A 17,023-nucleotide genomic window follows, 5' to 3' on the forward strand; every position below is an offset into this window, starting at 1 on the left:
AGTACTCGATGGCGTGGCGCTCGTGCAGAGTCCAGGGCGGACCGACCGCGCTCGCGCCGCCGACTGGGCGTTGCGAACGACTGCAGAGGCACGGCACCTGGGCGCATCGGCCTCGGAAGAGCTGCTCCTACTCGTGTTGGCGGCACATGTGCCGCCCACAGCGAGGACCGGTGTTGCCGAGCTCGAGCAACTAGCCCGCTGCTGCGCGCTCCCGGCAGTGTCGTTCCCGCACGCGCTGCGTGCACTGCACGGGAAGGGAGTAGCAATGTCGTGGTCGATCACCTCGGACATGCAGGACGTCAGCTGGTCATCCCCGACCCCGGTGACTGTGGCGTAGCCGCGACCGCTGGTGCCGCTGCGCTTGTACAACATCCCGTTGATGGTGAGGGAGCGTTCACCGTGCTCCGCGCGGCCGGAATCCTGGTGGCCGCTCGACGAAGCGCGAGTCTCCCGAGTTCGAGCGGACTCTCAACAAAGCCGGCGTCGCAGCGGGGGCGCCTATGGTCCCGGAACGAGGCCATCAGCGTAGTCGTTGATGCGCAGGAGGAAGCGGAGCCTGGCTCCTCTGCGGTTGCTCGGGGTCTGCAACTGTCCGATGGCGGCGACCAGTCGCCTGGTGGTTTGCTGTGCTTGGCGAAGTGCCTCGACCGTCGGGCTGTGCAGGTAGTCCCCTTGGGTGACGCGAGCCCACACGAGCGCAGATACAACGGCCTGAATCAAGAGGGAATCCACCTTGGCGAGGTGGGCCAGGCCGGCAGTCAGCGCTTCGAGATCATCCGCTGGGATCTGCCAAGTGCTCAGCGTTCGCCGGCGCGCGGCGAAGTCAACGCGTAGCGTGGTCGTGTCCAATTCCTTGGCAACAGTCTCGACCGCCACGTCGAGCAGCGGCCAGAGGTCGCCGGGCAGCAGGCTTCGCTTGATTACGGTCAAACTACGCTCGGCGGTGATTCGAGGAATTCCCAGGGTCGTGGCGCATTGTGGCCAGGTTCCGCCGCCGGCCATTTCGACGAGCTTTAGCGAAGCAACTCGGCGTAGGTGCCGTAGATTCCAGACACTCTTGATGTTCTTCTGGGATGCGAGCTCAGTGAAGTGCGCGCCGAGCCATGCCTCCGGCAACAGGGCAGGTACATGCCCGATTCCGAAATGACACTTGCGTGACGGAAGGAGTTGTCCGGCGTGGGGGTGGCCGCCAGCGCGGTTAAAGCCTAGGGATCTCCGGACGAGGGCCTTTGCCAGATCTGTGGAGACTTCCATGCGCCGGAAGGCCGCCCCGATATTTGCCCCGTTACGCATGAACGCCGTGTCGGCGAGGGGCTGGATCCGCTCGCGCAGGGCTGTACCGTCTTGGCCCCGATCGCCGAGCAGGGTTTCCGCAGCAAGCAGAAGTGCTCCGCACTCGGCCGGGTCTTCGGGCGCGGCCCACGCGTCACGAACCCGCTTGCCCGGTCCGCACCTGTCGCGGAGAGTGGTCCAAATGGCCACGTGTTCGGCAATCCGGTCGGCGAGGGCCGTTGAGGCGGCGAAGCGTGCGCTGTCAGGCCAGCTGAGCCGGATCAGCTGAGCGGCAGCGATCAGGTCGGGAAAGAAGTACTGCTCTGATGCCGAGTACTCTTCATTTGTCGCTGGTGACTGCCTGGGCATTAGGTATCGGTCGATACGACCCTGCAGTCCGAGCATAATGTCGAGGTCGCTGTCCGGTCTCGTGCCCGCACAAGCCACCCGGTCAAGACGTGCTCCACACACTAGTGTCTGGCTGCCGGTATCGGCAGGCCTGGAGACGAGGTGGCGGCACTGTGCGGGGTGTATGCCAGTGACCGCGCGCTGTGTGATGAGCCCTTGGCGCTCGGTATTCGAGGGCAGGTTCTGACGACCTCCGCACTGCGGACACCCCTGCTCCAGAAGGCGACGGTGGGCAGTGCATGCGAAGGAGACCGGGAGATGCCAGCGCAGTTTCCACGGGCCGCCGTACGCGTTCTGGACATTACTCCCGTCCCCGGTCAGGCAGATAGGACAGTAGCGGCTGGACAGGCTGAGGGCCCAAGTACGTCGAGCAGAGCTCAAATTGCGACTGTCGTCCAGACGCAGGGCAGCCAGCGGTGCGTAGGAGTTTGCCATGGCTGACAGGGTGAGTGAATCGGCCTCACCGTCGCGTAAAGATGCGGTTTCTTCAAGAGACTTGGCAGCCTCTGAAGGCAAGGTCAAGAGGTACTGGGCAGGAAGCCGATGCTGAAAGTGGCTCAGACCGCACAGCGTGGCGATTCTGGCAGGTGAGCGATCCAGGCGGTAGGCCAGTCGCAGGATTAGACCCGGCAGAGACTCTTCCGGCAATGGAGCTAGGCCCCGCGCGAGCGGACGTGTTGTCAACGGATAGGATCAAGCGTGCGTGTGGCACACGGGGTAACCCGGCTCAGCACTTCGAATCGCAAGTCCGCCCCGTCGTCACAGGCTCGGGCGAGCTGTGTGGCATAGGCCACGAGCCGCTGGCGCAGAGCGACGTAGGAAGGCCTGCGTTGTTTCCTGTTCGCGAATAGCCCGGCCTGTTCGGTCAGCCGATGCGGAGAGGGCGAAGTGGAGCGGCGTTGAGTTACCGCCGGGCTGTGAAGGTAGCTGGACTCATTGACCACGCACCAGATCACGGCTTCGCCGACTTGAGGGTCCCCGGTCGCCTGACGTTGTTCGAGGCCGGGGATCCCCTCGCACAATGTCATCCAAATTTCGGGCGAAAGACGCCAGTCTGCCGTTGAAAGGCGCCGGCGGGCGTAGTTGATGCGACGGTCCTGTGCGTTCAGGTAGTGCGCGACCTCGTCGACCACATTCTCGAATACCAGCCAAAGGCCAGGGTCCGTCAGTTCTTTCCCCAATACGTTCATGGTCCGGCTGGCGCTGCTTCGAGGAATGCCGAGGGTTTCCGCGCATGCTCGCCAGGTACCACCGCAGATCAATTCGGTCAGCCTGAATGAGGCGGCCCACCGCAGATGGCGCTCCAGGATAGTGGTCATCGGGGGCAGCTGGTGCAGCAGAGGCTTGAAGTATGTGTCAAACCAGTCCTCAGGAAGGAGGGGAGGGATCTCGGAGGCGCGGAAATGGAAAGACTGCGAGCAGACCCGCGACGTGGAGCGTTTCTGGAACCCGTAGATGCGGGGTGCGGTGGCACGGAGCAACGTGGCCGAGGCATGGCTGTCTTTCAGGAGCTTGTTGCCAATGGAGGCCGAGCGGCGGTGTACCTCCCGGGTGAGCGGCTCGATGCGCTCGCGTAGGGGTACGAGGTCCCGATCGCCGAGGACGGTCGCGGCTGCGAGCAGCAGGGCCGAGGTCTGTGCAGTACTTCGGGGTGCGCTCCGCTGGATCTGAACTCCGCGTTGGGCTGGGTTATGAACGTAGGGCGTGGCGTATTCGTCCACGAGGTCCATGAGTGTGGTGGAGGGCACGAATGTGGCGCCCATGGGCCAGCTCAGTGTGATCAGGCGTGCGGTGGTGATCAGGTCGGTGAAGTAGGTCTCCGGTGCCTCTTCCTCGGCCGCACCCTGCAGCCGGCCCGGCATCAGCCTTAGGTTCAGGTTGTGTTGGAGACCGAGGACCCGCTGTAGGTCCGGTGGTGGCAACGGGGTGGCGGCGTCATCGCGGGCATCCAGCCGTGCGCCGCATGGCGTGGCGCGAGCCCGAGGTTTGGGTGGTGGTCCGGGAGCCGGGTTGCGGCACTGGGATGGGTGGAGGCCGGAGACATGGGGGATTCGGACGAGGCTATATCGCCGGAGGATGCGTCCGCTGAGTGGCTGTGCGCAGTGCGGGCAGGCGCTTTCCAGAAGACACGAGTGCTGGGTGCAGGCGAACGTGACGGGCAGGTACCAGCAAAGTTGCCAGGCGCCACCGAACGCCCGTTGGACAGGACTGCCGTCCCCGTGCAGGCAGGCAGGACAGTAGCGGCTGTCGGGATTCGTGGCCCAGTTGATATGCGACGTGGAGCCGATGTCCGCTCTGCCGGTACGGAGCTTGGCCAGCGGTGGGTAGGTCTTGGTGAGTTCCTGGAGAGTCAGCGCCTGAACCTCCGGCATGCTCAGGTGCGCGACCGAGGCTAGTTGTCCGGCGGCTTCCGGGCTCAGTCCGCGGAGCTGGTCCTGGGGAATGCTGTCGCTGCGACAGGTCAGACCGCACAGCACCGCCAGGCGGTGCGGAGTGACGCCCATTCGGTAGGAGAGACGCAGGAGAAAGCCGGCCAAGGACTCGCCGGGCAGCGGATCGAGGCTGCGTGCGAGTGGACGGGGGGTCGGTTGCGTCATCCTGCGGACTCCGCTGTCGGCCCGGCGTCGTCGTAGACGGTGTTTCTGCTTCTCTGTCTCTTCTTCGGCGAAGGCTTGACCGGTGGGATCAGCGGCTGCTCACCGGAGTCGGCATCCAGGTCGGGAAGATCGGTCGGACTGACAGCACAGCGGTTCAGCAGGTCCTTGGTCAGCCACTCGCTGCCTTCCTCGATCGCGACTCGGCAGCCGCGCTGCACCAACTTCTCCAGGAGACCGACCACCCCGTTGGTGCGCTGGAACAGATATTCCGGCATGGATCCTGACGTGAGTACACCCTCAGTGTCGTGGAGGAGGCGCAGGCTCCTTTCCAAGGCTGCCAAGTGGTTCACCCAGGCGACGATCTTCTCAGGCGTGTCGTAACTGAACGGCTGCAGGTCAATCATTTCGAAGCGACGCTCATGCTGGGTCGAAGCATACGGATTGGGGCTGCGTCCGCGATCGTTGACCGGGGGAATGACCCATTCTTTGGTGACGGGATTGAAACTGCCGCGCCGTAACAGCCCCGAGGTGGGGATGCCCACGCCTACGAGGATGAGAGTGACGGACATGCTCATAATTTCCAGCAGCAGGTCCAAGACATCCTGGTCGCGTTCGCGATGGAGCTTCAGGCGTGTGATGTCGTCGATCACAAGTGCTTTCGTCGCGTGTGCATAGATGGCAGCGTTCACGGTTCTGATCAGGTCTGCTTGGCGCATGTTCTTGTAGTCCTCGCCGTAGAAGTCGAGGATGCGCTGACAGGTGGAGACAGGAGTTGCCTGGACAGGGCAACGTACATACACGACGGGCGCCAGCAAATCCCTGGTGCCCGCCATGGCCTCCGGATTCACGTATTCGTTCACCTCCAGCCAGTTTTCCTCGAATGCCGCCAGCGCCGCGCAGACCGTCTCCGTCTTTCCCTGGGCGCCACCGCCGTTGACCATGACCCCGGTCCGGATACCGGCCTTGTGGCTGTACGCGCCGTCCTCGATCCGTGCGTTCACCAGCCAGTCCACCGCCTCGCTCATCGGGGTGGACTGCAGGGGCAGGCTGCTGTGGGTGGCCAGCCGATGCAGGTCGTGAATGCGGCGTCGACGGGGTGTTAACTGCAGGTATTGCTCCATGCTGAGCACGGGTGCCGGCACGAAGAGATCGCGGGTACGCACCCACCGCTGCCAGCCCTCCACACGGGTCCGGTCGACCGGCGGACCGGGCAGGAACGAGGCGACGGCAGCTCTGCGAGGCTTAACGGGCTCGCTCACGGCTGGCCTTCCAGGCTGCAGCGCTGCACCAGGTTCCCAAATGGCTGTGGACCGTCCTCGGCCGTTAGAAGCAGCTGCTCCTGCACCCGCAACGGGTCGCTCATGGGCCTTCGTCCGGCCGAGAGGGTGTCGATCAGGCCCACTACGTGGTCGTGCCAACCAGCAACCACTGAGTAGTTCCACCCGGCCACCAGGGCGACCTCCGCCGCAGCGGCGAACTTCACCTCGTCCTCGGCTTCGATCCGCTCCGCCGGCCGCACGTCGATCAGCCACGGCGTTCCGTCGGTGAGCAGAAGGTAGTCCGGGATGTGCGCGATGCTCCCGTTAACGCTCTGGAAGCGCAGACGGAACGGTTGGGCGAGAGCCTCCACTAGGGATCCTGAGAAGTCCGCTGCCAGAAGGAGGAGTTCCTCCTCGAAGCTCTCGAAGCCATGGTGGCGGCCAGTGCTGACCAGATAGCCAAGGCCCGGACGATGCCACTGATCGGTTCGCCAAGTGAAGCGGCGCACGGGAACGCTGGAGGTCATGTCGACCTCGCACAGGTCCTCAACGGCGTAGTCGGTCGCCGTCCTCCCAAAGCGCCAGGCCGTCGTCCACCGGGCAGTCCAATCCGACCGCATGACCAGCTGGCTGAAAGCATCAGCCGAAATGTCGTGCACTCGCGCGAGATCATGCAGTGTCGATGTGTCCGACCATGGGTTGGTTGCCCGCGGTGCGCAGACTGGCTCGCGATCGAGAAGCAGGGTCTGAGGAGCCACGTCTCCGCCTTACATGCCATGAGTGCGGTGGAAATTGCGAAGAGCATCGTGATTGTCTTCTGACTTTCGCAACTCGTCTCATCACACCGAGAAGTGAGTGGCCCGGCCTGTGGTAGGCGCCCCGGCAGCCTTGAGGGAGCGCTTCACGGAGGCATTCCGGCGGGGTGTCTTTCAGGGCTCAGCCCCGCAGTCGCTGACCACGAGCGGCCGAGGACCCGTACGTGACGGAGCGAGGCGGCGTACGCGAGCGGCTGGACGAAGGGCCCCGCGATGTGCACCCCTGGCAGCCGCGTCGGTAATCAAGGCACCGCGGGCGCGCTTTCGAGGGAATGATCCAGCAGCAGTCCGGGAAGGAGTCGGGAGCGACGAAGCGGGCGAGTGCGCATCTTGCGCTGCTGGAGGGGGGAAGAAGCGTCTTGGTCAGCGCCGCGGCCGGAGGGCCCGAGTGTGTGTACCGATGTGCCAAGAACCCTCGGTAGACAGCGCCACCTGGTGCCGAAGCTGGTTGGCATAAGTACAGGTCAATCGGATGGGCTGGGGACACCTAGCGTCTGTGGTCACAAGGAGGCCGGATCGGCCCCGCTGCCGGTCCTTACTCCAGGACGTCCGCGGGCAGGGGTTCGCGGGCGGCGTGCCAGGCGTGTGGGAGGGGGGTGACCCCCGTGCGTGCGGCGATCACCCCGCCCGCGACGGCACAGGTGGTGTCGATGTCACCGCGGCCGGCGACGGTGGACCACAGGCCCTCGTGCAGGTCGTCGAGGTGGCCCGCCGCGCACCACAGGGCGTACGGGACGGTGTCGGGTCCGGACATCCGGTAGCCGGAGCCCAGCACCTTCGCGGCGTGGCGGACCGAGGCGTGCGGGGACATCCGGGCGGCGATCCGGACCCCGGACCGGACGTCGCCGTCAGGGAGCCGCTCGGCGACGGCCCCGAGGAACTCCGGGCGCGCCGGGGCGGGCCCGCCCCGGCTGCGGGTGGCCGGCGCCGCGGCCACGGCGACCGCGACGGCCGCGGTGGCGGCCTCCGGGTGGTGGTGCGAGACAGCGCTCTGCGCGGCGGCCTGCTCGGCCACGGCGTCGAGGTCGGCGGCGAGCCAGGCGCCGAGCGGGGCGACGCGCATGGCCGCGCCGTTGCCCCAGGAGCCCTGGCCGCAGAACTGTCCGGCCACCACCTCCCGCCAGGACTCGCCGGCGCCGATGCGGCGCAGTACGTCGTGCATCGACGCCCCGTAGCCGCGGTGCGTGTCGGCGGCGTAGGCATCGGCGAGGCTCAGGGCGAGACGGTCCTGTTCGACGGCGCCGCCGCCCTCGGCGAGTTCCCGTACGAGGACGACAGCCTGGGCGGTGTCGTCGCTGGCGCGTGCTTTCCGGGCACGGGGATTTCTCGCCATGACATCGCCATGACTCAGCGCCTGACCGCGGGGTGCCCCGGTGGTTTCCTCCACCGGGGCACCCCCTCTGCCGTGGAGGGGTTACGGGACGGGCTGTTGCTGGGTGACGCAGTGGATTCCGCCGCCGCCCGCGCCGAGACTGTCGATGTTGAGCTGTTCGACCGTGCGGCCCGGGAAGAGGCGCTGGAGGGTGGACTTGGCTCCGGTGTCGGCGCGGGAGTCGCCGAACTGGGGAGCTATGACCGCGCCGTTGCACACGTAGTAGTTGGCGTACGCGGCGACGAAGTCGGGGTTCGTGGAGCGGATCCGGCCGTAGTCGGGGCCCTGGAGCCTGGTGACCGCGATGGGGTTGCCCTGGGCTCCGGTGGAGGTGGAAAGGATCTGGTACTGCTGGCGCGCGTCGTTCGACCAGGGGTCGGTGTCGCCCGCGAGCGGCATCTGGACCATCCCCTGGCCCGGGGCCGGGAAGCGTGATGTGGCGTCGACGTGGTCGTCGGTGATGTCGCGGCCGAGCACCCCCTTGAACCAGATCACCTTGGAGGCGCCGAAGGCGCTGCACATCGCCGCCTCGATCTGCGACTGGGTCAGGCCGGGGTTGCGGTCGGGGTTGATGATGCTGCTGCGCGTGGCCATGAGGGTGCCGGCGCCGTCGGTCTCCACCGCGCCGCCCTCGCCCACGAAGGCGGCGGCGGTGAAGGGGACCCCGGCGTAGGCCGCGATGCGCGAGGCGACCAGGGCGTCCTTCGCGTGGGTCTGCTGGTTGCCCCAGCCGTTGAAGTTGAGGCCGACCGTGTCGAGTCCGCCCGCGCCGTTCGTACGGAACACCGGGCCGCTGTCGCGCATCCAGCAGTCGTCGACGGGGATCGAGCCGATCACCGTGACGCCGGATCCGCAGGCGCTCCTCGCCTTCGAGACGCTCGCCGGGTTGGCGCACATGACCACCGGCTCGTACGCGGCGATGGTCTTCGCGATGAGGGCGATGTTGGCCTGAACGCCCGCCAGTTGCCGTCCCCAGATGGCCGAGCTGTCGGGCCAGGCCATCCAGGTGCGGGTGTGCCGGACGGTGTCCAGCGGGACGGCGTAGCCGCCGGCGGCCGCCGGCCGCGCCGAGGGGCGGGTGGCCGCGAAGGCCTCGCCGCCCGCCACCGCCAGTGCGGCGCCGGCGGCCGCGAGGCCCGCCGCCGTCAGGAAGCCCCTCCGGTCCAGGGTCCGTTGCGGCGTTCTGCCGGGGGAGGGGTCCTGGGGTGCAGCGTGATCGTTCATCACTGTTCTCCGATCGGCCGGGGGTGGATCGCTCCACCGACTGGCCCGGAACGTATTACTGACCGAGCGCTCGGTCAATAATTTGGAACGCACCAACTCACCTGGAAATGAACGATGTTGATGCTGCTTGATCGTTCTGACGCCGGTGCGGACGCGGGGTCGTTAGAGTGACGCCGTGGCAGCAGAACTGGCAGCACGAGCCGAGGGCGGGCGGCCGCCCGCTCCGTCCCGCACCACCCGCACCGCCCGTACGTCCGCGAAGGGCGAACAGACCCGCGCGCGGCTGATCGCCGCCGCCCGTACCCTGCTCGCCGGCGAGGGTTTCGCCCGCTTCAGCACCCGCAACGTCGCCGCGCTCTGCGGGATCTCGCACGGGATGTGCCACTACCACTTCCAGGACCGCACCGCCCTGATCGTGGCCGTGGTCGAGGACATCGGCCCCGAGTGGATCGGCCCGATGGAAGCCGCGGTCGACCGCCCCGGCTCCTTCGCCGAGCGTGCCGAGCGCGTGATCGGACTCCTCACGCAGCCCGAGGGCCCGGACCTCTCACGCCTGCACTCCGCCCTCCACTGGTTCGCGTTGAACGACGACCGGGTCCGGGCCGCGGTCGACGGGGACTACCGGCGCTGGCGGGAGTGCTTCGTACGGCTGTTCCAGGTGCTGGCGGACGAGCACGCCGGCGCCTTCGACCCCGTTCCGCCGGGAACGGCGCTGGCCGCCGCCGCCGACGGGCTCGCCGCCCTCCAGTCCCTGGATTCCGGCGTCGACCCCGAGGCCACCGTGCGCATCCTCGTCGCGGGCCTCGCCGAGGCCGCCGTACGCCGCCACCCCTGAGCCGCGCCCCCTCTCACAGGGCCCGGCGCGCCGCCGCGATGCCCTGCGGATCCCAGCCCGGCCGGGGCACGGACTCCAGCAGCAGCCGGGTGTACGGATGCTCCGGCGCGGCCAGGACCCGCGCGGTCGGGCCGGCCTCGACGATCCGGCCGTGCCGCATGACGACGACGTCGTCGGTCACGCAGCGCACGACTCCGAGGTCGTGGGTGATGAACAGGTAACCGATTCCCGTCTGTTCGCGGACATCGGCGAGAAGGTTCAGGATCTGCGCCTGTACGGACACGTCCAGGGCGGCCACCGCCTCGTCGAGCACCAGGACGGCGGGCTCCACCGCCAGCGCCCGGGCGATCGCCACGCGCTGGCGCTGCCCGCCCGACAACCGTCGCGGCAGCGCGTCCGCCTCCCGGGCCCCCAGGCCCACCTGGTCGAGCAACTCGGCGATCCGCCGGGCGTGATCGGCGTCGGGGAAGTGCAGCCGCAGCGTTTCGCGGAGCGCTCCGCCCACGCTCGTGCGCGGGTCGAGGGACAGGAACGGGTCCTGGAAGACCATCTGCACCTCCCGGGCCCGTGCGAGGCGTTGCGCCTTGCCGCGCACGGCTGCCCGCGCGTGATCGCCCCGGTCCCGGCCGTGGACCAGGACGCTTCCGCCGTCCGCGTGCTCCAGACCCACCACGATGCGGGCGGTGGTCGTCTTTCCCGAGCCCGATTCGCCGACGATGCCGAGCGAACCGCCTTCGGCCAGCCGGAACGAGACGTCGTCCACCGCCCGTACGGGCCCGTAGGCCCGACGCAGGCCGACGGCTTCCAACACGGTCTTCCTCATCGGTGGCTCTCCTTCCGGGCGGGGGACCGGCCGGACCCGCCCTGCTCGCCGGGCCCCTCGCCGCGAGCCCGGTCGGTGTGGTGGCAGGAGGCGAGGTGGCCCGGCAGGCCGCCCGCCGGCGGCAGCAGCCCCGGCGCCTCCCGGCCGCACAGGTCGGTCGCGTACGGACACCGCGCCGCGAACGGGCACCCCGTCACCTCCTCGCGCAGGCTCGGCGGCCTGCCCTCGATCGCGGCGAGCCGGCCCCGCGGCGCGTCCAGGCGAGGGGTCGATTCGAGCAGCGCGGCCGTGTACGGGTGGCGCGGCCGCGCGAACAGCTCCTCGGCCGGGCCCGTTTCGACGATCCGGCCCGCGTACATGACGTACACCCGGTCGCTGATGGCCGCGGCGAGCCCGAGGTCGTGGGTGACGAAGAGCAGGCCGGTGCCGAAGGCCTCGCGCAGCTCGCCGAGGAGCGCCACCACCTCCGCCTGCGTCGTGACGTCCAGCGCCGTGGTGGGTTCGTCGGCGAGGATCAGCGCCGGGTCGCCCATCAGGGCCGCCGCGATCATGACCCGTTGCAGCATGCCGCCGGAGAGCTGTCCCGGGTACTTCCGCAGCGCGGCGGCCGACAGGCCGACCGCCTCCAGCATCCGCACCGCCCGCGCCTGCGCGGCCTCCTTCTTCATCCGGGCGTTCAGGCGAAGGCTCTCGGTGAGGAAGTCACCGACGCGGCGCATGGGGTTGATGGCGGCCCGCGGGTCCTGGAAGATCATGGCCGCCGTGCTCGTACGCAGGATCCGCAGCTGACCGGCGCTCATGCCGAGGACGTCGTCGCCCACGACCCGTACGGACCCTTCCGCCTCGGCACCCGCCGGCAGCAGCCCCAGCACGCTGCGGGAGGTGAGGGTCTTGCCGGAGCCGGATTCGCCGACCAGGGCCACCGTCTCCCGCGCGGCGACGGTGAGGTCGACGCCGTCGAGGACGGGCCTGGCACCGTCCGGGAGCCGCAGGCGCAGCCCCCGGATGTCGAGGGTGGCCAAAGTCGCCGGCGTGTCCGGGGAATCGGGAAGGTTCAACGGTCCCTCCTGGCGACCTTGTCGGCCTGGCGCTCGCCGACGACGTTGAAGGCGACCACGGTCAGGATGACGGCCGCGCACGGCACGATCGCCGCGAGCGGGTAGCCGGACTGGACGGCGGTCTTGCCGTCGAAGACCATGCGGCCCCAGTCGGGCGTCAGGGCGGGTACGCCCAGGCCGAGGAAGGAGAGGCCGGCCAGGTCGATCAGGGCGTAGCCGAAGTTGACCGTGGACTGGGCGAGGACGACCGGGGCCACCCCGGGGACGACATGGCGCAGGCAGATCTGCAGCCCCGAGTGCCCCTGCACCCGGTAGGCCTCCACGTACGGGCGCTCGCGCTCGGCGAGGACCAGGGAGCGGGTGAGCCGGCTGACGTACGGGAGGTACGCGATCGCCAGCGCGATCACCGGCGCCATCAGCCCCTCCCCGTAGACCGAGACGATCAGGATCGCCAGCAGCATGCCGGGGAAGGCGAAGACGAGCTCGGTGCTGCGGGACAGGACGGAGTCCAGCCAGCCGCCCCGCCAGGCGGCGGCCGTCCCGATGGCCACGCCGGCCAGGGTGGAGAAGACGACCACCCCGAGCGGTCCGAGCAGTGAGGTACGGGCGCCCAGGACCAGCCGGGAGAGCGTGTCGCGCCCGGAGGCGTCGACCCCGAGGAGGTGCTCGGCGGACGGCCCGGCCAGGGCGTTGCCCAGATCGACGGTGTTCGGGTCGTACGGGGCGATCCAGGGGGCGAGCAGGGCGACGAGGACGACCAGGGCGACGAAGCCCAGGCAGAGCGCGGACAGGGGGGCGCGGGTGCCGCGGATCCGGGCGAGGCCGGGCCGGCGCAGCAGGGTGGCGGTGCTCATGCGGCCTGCTTCCGGGGGCCGAGGGCGACCCGGGGGTCGACCAGCGGATGGAGGAGGTCGACGAAGAGGTTCACGGTCATGAACAGGGCGACCATGATGAGGGAGATGGCCTGCACGGTGGGGAAGTCCTTGGTGGTGGTGGACAGTTCGAGCAGCTGGCCGATGCCGCCCACGCTGAAGGCCGACTCGACCAGGACGGTGGTGACCAGCAGCGTGGAGACGATCAGCCCGCCCGTGGTGAGCACGGTGCCCAGGGCGTTGCGCAGCACGTGCCGCCGGACCACCAGGTGCTCGGCGACCCCGCGGCTGCGGGCCACGGTGACGTGCTCCTGGCCGAGGACTTCGAGCATCGCGGCGCGGGTGACGCGGGCGAGCATCCCGATCAGGTAGAGCGCGAGCGCGACGGCGGGCAGCGTCAGGTGCCACAGCATCCCGCCGAGGCCCTCGCCCGTGCCCCCGGTGGGGAACCAGTGCAGTTTCACCGCGAACAGGCCCTGGAGCAGGACCGCGGCCACGAACGAAGGGGTGCCGATCGCGAAGGTGGTCGTGAAGAGGATCGTCGAATCGGCGGCGCCGCCGCGGACCGCGCCGATCCAGCCCAGCAGCAGGCCGGCCGCCAGGACCAGCACGAACGCCATGGAGATCAGCAGCAGGGTGCTGGGCAGCCGGTCCGCCAGCAGCCGGGACACGTCGGTGCGGTACGTGATCGAGCGCCCGAAGTCGCCCTGGACCACCTGGCCGAGCCAGCGCAGGTACTGCACCGCGAACGGCTCGTCCAGGTGGTACTGGGCGTTGATCGCCCGCAGCGCCTCCGGGGAGGCCGACCGCCCGGCGAGCAGGAAGCTCGCCGGATTGCCGGGCGCCAGGTACACGGCGCCGAAGATGACGAACGAGGCGCCGAACAGGGTGGCCGCCATCTCGGACAGCCGCCGCAGGGCGAATCTCAGGAAGCTCATCGCGCGGCCGCCCCGACGTCGGCCGCCCAGGGCTGGTAGAGGTAGGAGATGGTGGTGGGAGCGCCGGTGATCCGCTTGTTCAGGAAGACCGCCGTGGGCCATTCGGCCACCGGGATCCACAGGACCTGGTCGGCGGCCTTCTTCTGCAGCTCGGCGGCCGTCGCCGTCCGGCGGGCCGGGTCGTACTCCGCCCGGGCCTTGGTGACGAGTTCGTCGTAGGCCGGGTCGCTGTAGCCGGCGTAGTTCTGGAACGCCCCGGTCTGGAAGTTGCCCAGCAGGTCCATCGGATCGGTGATGGATTCGTAGTACGTCTCGGGGAACATGTCCAGGCCCTCGCGCGCCTGGGGGTCGGTGAACAGCGCGGTGAAGGCGTTCGGCGCGATGGTCTTCAGCCGGACGTCCAGCCCGATCCTGCTCCCCGCCGCCTGGACCGCCGTGGCCAGCAGCGACACGTCCTGGCCGATCGCGCTGGTGGCGATCGTGACCGTCTTGCCGGTGGCGCCCGCCTCCTTGATCAGCGCCTTGGCCTGCTCGATGTTCTGCTCGGGTGACGGCAGTCCGTCGAAGGCGGCCTTGCGGACGTCCTCGGGGGCCGCGGCCCAGACGGCCCTGGTGGTGAGGGAGCTGGTGGCGGTGCCCGCACCGGCCAGGCCCGCCTTGACGAACCCGCGGCGGTCCAGTGCCATGGACAGCGCCCGGCGCACGCGCACGTCGCCGAGCACGCCCTTCATGCTGGTGACGTTGACGTTGACCGTGCTGAGCCCCTCGCCGAAGTAGAGGGTTCCCGCCCCGCTCTTGGCCAGCCGGTCGTAGCTCTCCGTGGGGATCAGGTACCCGCCGTCGGCCTCGCCGGTGAGCATGGCGTTGGTACGGGCGGACGGGTCGGTCAGGAACGTGAAGACCGCCTTGGCCGACTTCGCCCTGGTGCCCCAGTAGCCGTCGAAGCGCCGGAGCTCGATCGACTGGCCCTTGTTCCAGGCGCCCAGCTCGAAGGGGCCGGTGCAGTCCAGGCTGCCCGAAGTGCCGTAGTCCTTGCCCGCCTTCTCGACCCCCGCCTTCGAGGCCACGACGCCGGCGGCGGTCGCCATGTACTGGGGGAACTGCGAATCGGGCTGCTTCAGCCTGACCGTGACCTGGAGCGGGCCCGTCTTGGTGATCGACTCTACGTCGGTGAAGTTGCTGTTCCAGGCGGAGCCGCCCTCCGGGTCGGCCTGGCGGCCGAGGCTGTAGACCACGTCGTCGGCGGTCATCACACCGCCGTCGTGGAACTTCACGCCCGCGCGCAGGTCGTAGACCCAGGTGTTCGGGTCGGGGTTGGTGGCCTTCTCGGCCAGGCCCGGAGCCACGGTGAGCTGCGGGGTCCACCGCATCAGGGACTCGCAGACGTTGGACACGATGGTGTTCTGCGGGTAGTCGAAGGCCGAGACGTAGTCGAGCGTGGGCGGCTCGGCGTACAGGGCCCAGGTGAAGGAGTCCAGCTCGCCGGCGGCGGGCGGGGTGCTCGCGGAGAGCTTGAACGCGGCGCCACCGGGGGCCGGTCCGTCCTTGGGCGGGCCGGAGCAGGCGGCGACCAGGGAGACGGCGGCGAGGGCGGCGAGGGCGGCGGCGGTGCGGGAGGCGGACCGGGGAAGGGATCTCGGCATCGGTGCTCTCTCTTCCTTGCTCGGCGCTCAGCGGGAGGTGGCGACGGGCACCGGGGACGGCACCTGCTGGGTGATGCAGTGGACGCCGCCGCCCCCGTACGCGATCACGCGGGAGCGGACGCCGACGACCTTGCGGCCGGGCAGCGCGGCCGCGATGACGGCGAGGGCCCCCTCGTCCTCGGGCACCCCCGCGACCGGGACGACGACCCCGCCGTTCGCGACGTAGAAGTTCAGGTAGCCCACCTCGGTCTCGCGGCCGGCCACCTCGACGAAGGCGCTCTGCGGCAGGTCGACGATCTCCAGACGCCGCCCGGCGGCGTCGGTGGCCTCCTCCAGGACGGCGCGGTTGACCCGCATTCGCTCGTGGTCGGGGTGCTCCGGGTCGCTCGGCAGCTGTACGACCACCTTGCCGGGGGCGACGAAGGCGCAGACCCCGTCCACGTGCCCGTCGGTCTCGGTGTCCAGCAGACCCCCGTAAGGCAGCCAGATCACCTTCGTGACACCGAGGCGGGCGATGAGCTCGGCCTCGATCTCCCCCTTGCTCATCCCCGGGTTGCGGTTGGGGTGCAGCAGGCACTGCTCGGTGGTGATGAGCGTGCCCTCGCCGTCGACGGTGATCGCCCCGCCTTCGAGGACCATCGGGGAGGCGATGCGCTCCACGCCCAGGTGCTCCAGCAGGGCGCCCGCTATCTTGTCGTCGGTGTCGTACGGGTGGTGCTTGCCGCCCCAGGCGTTGAAGCGGAAGTCCACGCCTGCGCGCCGTCCGTCGGACCCGAGCACGAAGATCGGCCCGGAGTCGCGGAACCAGGAGTCGTCCAGCGGCAGTTCCACGACCGTGACGCCCTCCCCGCACCGCTCGCGGGCCTCGGCGCCCGAGCCGGGCAGCGCCACCATGGTCACCGGCTCGAACTGCGCGATGGCGCTCGCGACCTGTGCGTACTCCGCCTTCACCTCGTCGAAGACCTCACCCCACAGCTCCCGCCGGGTGGGCCAGGCCATCAGGCAGCCCTCGTGCTCGGTCCACTCGGCCGGCATCCGGAAATCCGTCATGGTCACTCCTGTGTGAAGGGGTGGGGGAGGGGGCGTGTGCCCCGCATCCTCCTCCGTACTGAAAATTCAGTCAATGGTTCTGGCCAACCGGTTGGCGAATCGGCCAGGCGTGCGCCCTGTGAGGGGTTCCTGACGGCCGCGACGGACCGGCAATGGTCCGAGATCATGTCCTTGACCTGTGCTGACGGCAGAATTATGAGATCGGATGCGTGCCTGATGATTCGATCAGGAAACAGCCCCTGGTGACCGGTTCGGCGGGTAGAGTGACACCTCGTGTCAGACCGTCGAACGGAAATACTCAGGGCCGCCACGCGAGTGATCGCGCGCCGCGGCGTGCGCGGACTGCGGGTGGGAGAGCTCGCCGCCGAGGCGGGGGTCTCCACCTCGCTGATCTACTACCACTTCACCGACCGTGCCGGGATCCTGCGCAGGACCCTGGAGTTCATCAGCGACCGCGCCGACCGCTACACCGCGGAGCGCGTTCCGGGACTCGACAGCGTCGACCCGCGGACGGAGCTGCGGCAGGTACTGCTCCTCGAACTCCAGGACACCCCGGAGGTGCGGGAGAACAGCACCGCGTGGGGAGAACTCAGGGCCAGCGCCGTCTTCGACGCCGACCTGCGCGAGGACGTGGCCCGGGCCACGCACACCTGGGTGCACGAGATCGCCGACCTGCTCGCGCACGCCCGGCCGCTGGGCACCGCCCCGGCGCACGCGGCCGCGGCCGAACGGCTGACGGCCCTCCTCGAAGGCCTGAGCGTCCGCTGGCTCAGCGGCTCCCTGCCCCTGGAACACGCCCGCAGGCTCCTCGGCGACGCCATCGAGGTGGAGCTCGACCGGACCTGAGCCGGGCGGGT

14 protein-coding genes and 1 pseudogene are annotated in these 17,023 nt (G+C 69.1%); 2 read left to right on the forward strand and 13 right to left on the reverse strand.

The annotated features are described in order from the left end of the window. Nucleotides 1-498: 498 nt before the first annotated feature. The 7 genes and pseudogenes from AB0M92_RS16530 to AB0M92_RS16560 all read right to left on the reverse strand — a co-directional run bounded on the left by AB0M92_RS16530 (nucleotide 499) and on the right by AB0M92_RS16560 (nucleotide 8,947). Entirely contained in the window at nucleotides 499-1,677 is a 1,179-nt protein-coding gene (locus tag AB0M92_RS16530; protein WP_366102976.1) for a hypothetical protein, read from the reverse strand. 231 nt (nucleotides 1,678-1,908) lie between these two features. After that, nucleotides 1,909-2,364, reverse strand: a pseudogene (locus AB0M92_RS16535) (TniQ family protein); the annotation flags it as partial. Beyond that, nucleotides 2,361-4,277 carry a TniQ family protein gene (locus AB0M92_RS16540; RefSeq protein WP_366102846.1) on the reverse strand — a complete coding sequence of 639 codons (1,917 nt, stop codon included), beginning with the start codon at nucleotides 4,275-4,277 and terminating at the stop codon, nucleotides 2,361-2,363. The gene AB0M92_RS16540 and the pseudogene AB0M92_RS16535, both read right to left, overlap by 4 nt. Further along, entirely contained in the window at nucleotides 4,274-5,536 is a 1,263-nt protein-coding gene (locus AB0M92_RS16545; protein ID WP_366102847.1) for an AAA family ATPase, read from the reverse strand. The genes AB0M92_RS16540 and AB0M92_RS16545 overlap by 4 nt, the downstream gene beginning before the upstream one ends. Continuing rightward, nucleotides 5,533-6,294 (reverse strand): hypothetical protein, encoded by a 762-nt coding sequence (locus tag AB0M92_RS16550; protein ID WP_366102848.1) that lies wholly within the window; start codon nucleotides 6,292-6,294, stop codon nucleotides 5,533-5,535. Before AB0M92_RS16550 ends, AB0M92_RS16545 begins: the two co-directional genes overlap by 4 nt. A 592-nt stretch (nucleotides 6,295-6,886) precedes the next feature. Further along, entirely contained in the window at nucleotides 6,887-7,684 is a 798-nt protein-coding gene (locus tag AB0M92_RS16555; RefSeq protein WP_366102849.1) for an ADP-ribosylglycohydrolase family protein, read from the reverse strand. A gap of 81 nt (nucleotides 7,685-7,765) precedes the next feature. After that, the gene (locus tag AB0M92_RS16560; protein ID WP_366102850.1) at nucleotides 7,766-8,947 is read right to left on the reverse strand and encodes an agmatine deiminase family protein; all 1,182 of its coding nucleotides are present in this window, start codon (nucleotides 8,945-8,947) and stop codon (nucleotides 7,766-7,768) included. Between the two features lie 175 nt (nucleotides 8,948-9,122). On the opposite strand from AB0M92_RS16560, the gene AB0M92_RS16565 reads away from it, so the two are divergent. Beyond that, complete coding sequence (locus AB0M92_RS16565; protein ID WP_366102851.1) at nucleotides 9,123-9,782, forward strand: TetR/AcrR family transcriptional regulator; 660 nt, start codon at nucleotides 9,123-9,125, stop codon at nucleotides 9,780-9,782. 13 nt (nucleotides 9,783-9,795) lie between these two features. Here AB0M92_RS16565 and AB0M92_RS16570 read toward each other — a convergent pair whose 3' ends face one another. The 6 genes from AB0M92_RS16570 to AB0M92_RS16595 are packed head-to-tail and all read right to left on the reverse strand — an operon-like array spanning nucleotide 9,796 to nucleotide 16,166. Then, nucleotides 9,796-10,605 carry an ATP-binding cassette domain-containing protein gene (locus tag AB0M92_RS16570; protein ID WP_366102852.1) on the reverse strand — a complete coding sequence of 270 codons (810 nt, stop codon included), beginning with the start codon at nucleotides 10,603-10,605 and terminating at the stop codon, nucleotides 9,796-9,798. Further along, entirely contained in the window at nucleotides 10,602-11,663 is a 1,062-nt protein-coding gene (locus AB0M92_RS16575; RefSeq protein WP_366102853.1) for an ABC transporter ATP-binding protein, read from the reverse strand. The genes AB0M92_RS16570 and AB0M92_RS16575 overlap by 4 nt, the downstream gene beginning before the upstream one ends. Then, nucleotides 11,660-12,517 (reverse strand): ABC transporter permease, encoded by an 858-nt coding sequence (locus AB0M92_RS16580; RefSeq protein ID WP_366102854.1) that lies wholly within the window; start codon nucleotides 12,515-12,517, stop codon nucleotides 11,660-11,662. Before AB0M92_RS16580 ends, AB0M92_RS16575 begins: the two co-directional genes overlap by 4 nt. After that, a complete protein-coding gene (locus tag AB0M92_RS16585) occupies nucleotides 12,514-13,473 on the reverse strand; it encodes an ABC transporter permease (protein ID WP_366102855.1) in 960 nt (319 codons plus the stop codon). The genes AB0M92_RS16580 and AB0M92_RS16585 overlap by 4 nt, the downstream gene beginning before the upstream one ends. Beyond that, nucleotides 13,470-15,116: an ABC transporter substrate-binding protein gene (locus AB0M92_RS16590; RefSeq protein WP_366102856.1), complete on the reverse strand. Its 1,647-nt coding sequence runs from the start codon at nucleotides 15,114-15,116 to the stop codon at nucleotides 13,470-13,472. Before AB0M92_RS16590 ends, AB0M92_RS16585 begins: the two co-directional genes overlap by 4 nt. Nucleotides 15,117-15,143: 27 nt before the next feature. Then, nucleotides 15,144-16,166: an agmatine deiminase family protein gene (locus AB0M92_RS16595; protein WP_366102857.1), complete on the reverse strand. Its 1,023-nt coding sequence runs from the start codon at nucleotides 16,164-16,166 to the stop codon at nucleotides 15,144-15,146. Nucleotides 16,167-16,439: 273 nt separating this feature from the next. Here AB0M92_RS16595 and AB0M92_RS16600 point away from each other — a divergent pair, with 273 nt between their 5' ends. Continuing rightward, nucleotides 16,440-17,012, forward strand: coding sequence for a TetR/AcrR family transcriptional regulator (locus AB0M92_RS16600; protein WP_366102858.1), 573 nt, complete (start codon nucleotides 16,440-16,442; stop codon nucleotides 17,010-17,012). Nucleotides 17,013-17,023: the final 11 nt, after the last annotated feature.

The sequence above is a fragment of the Streptomyces sp. NPDC051582 genome (assembly GCF_040681715.1).
GTDB lineage: Bacteria > Actinomycetota > Actinomycetes > Streptomycetales > Streptomycetaceae > Streptomyces.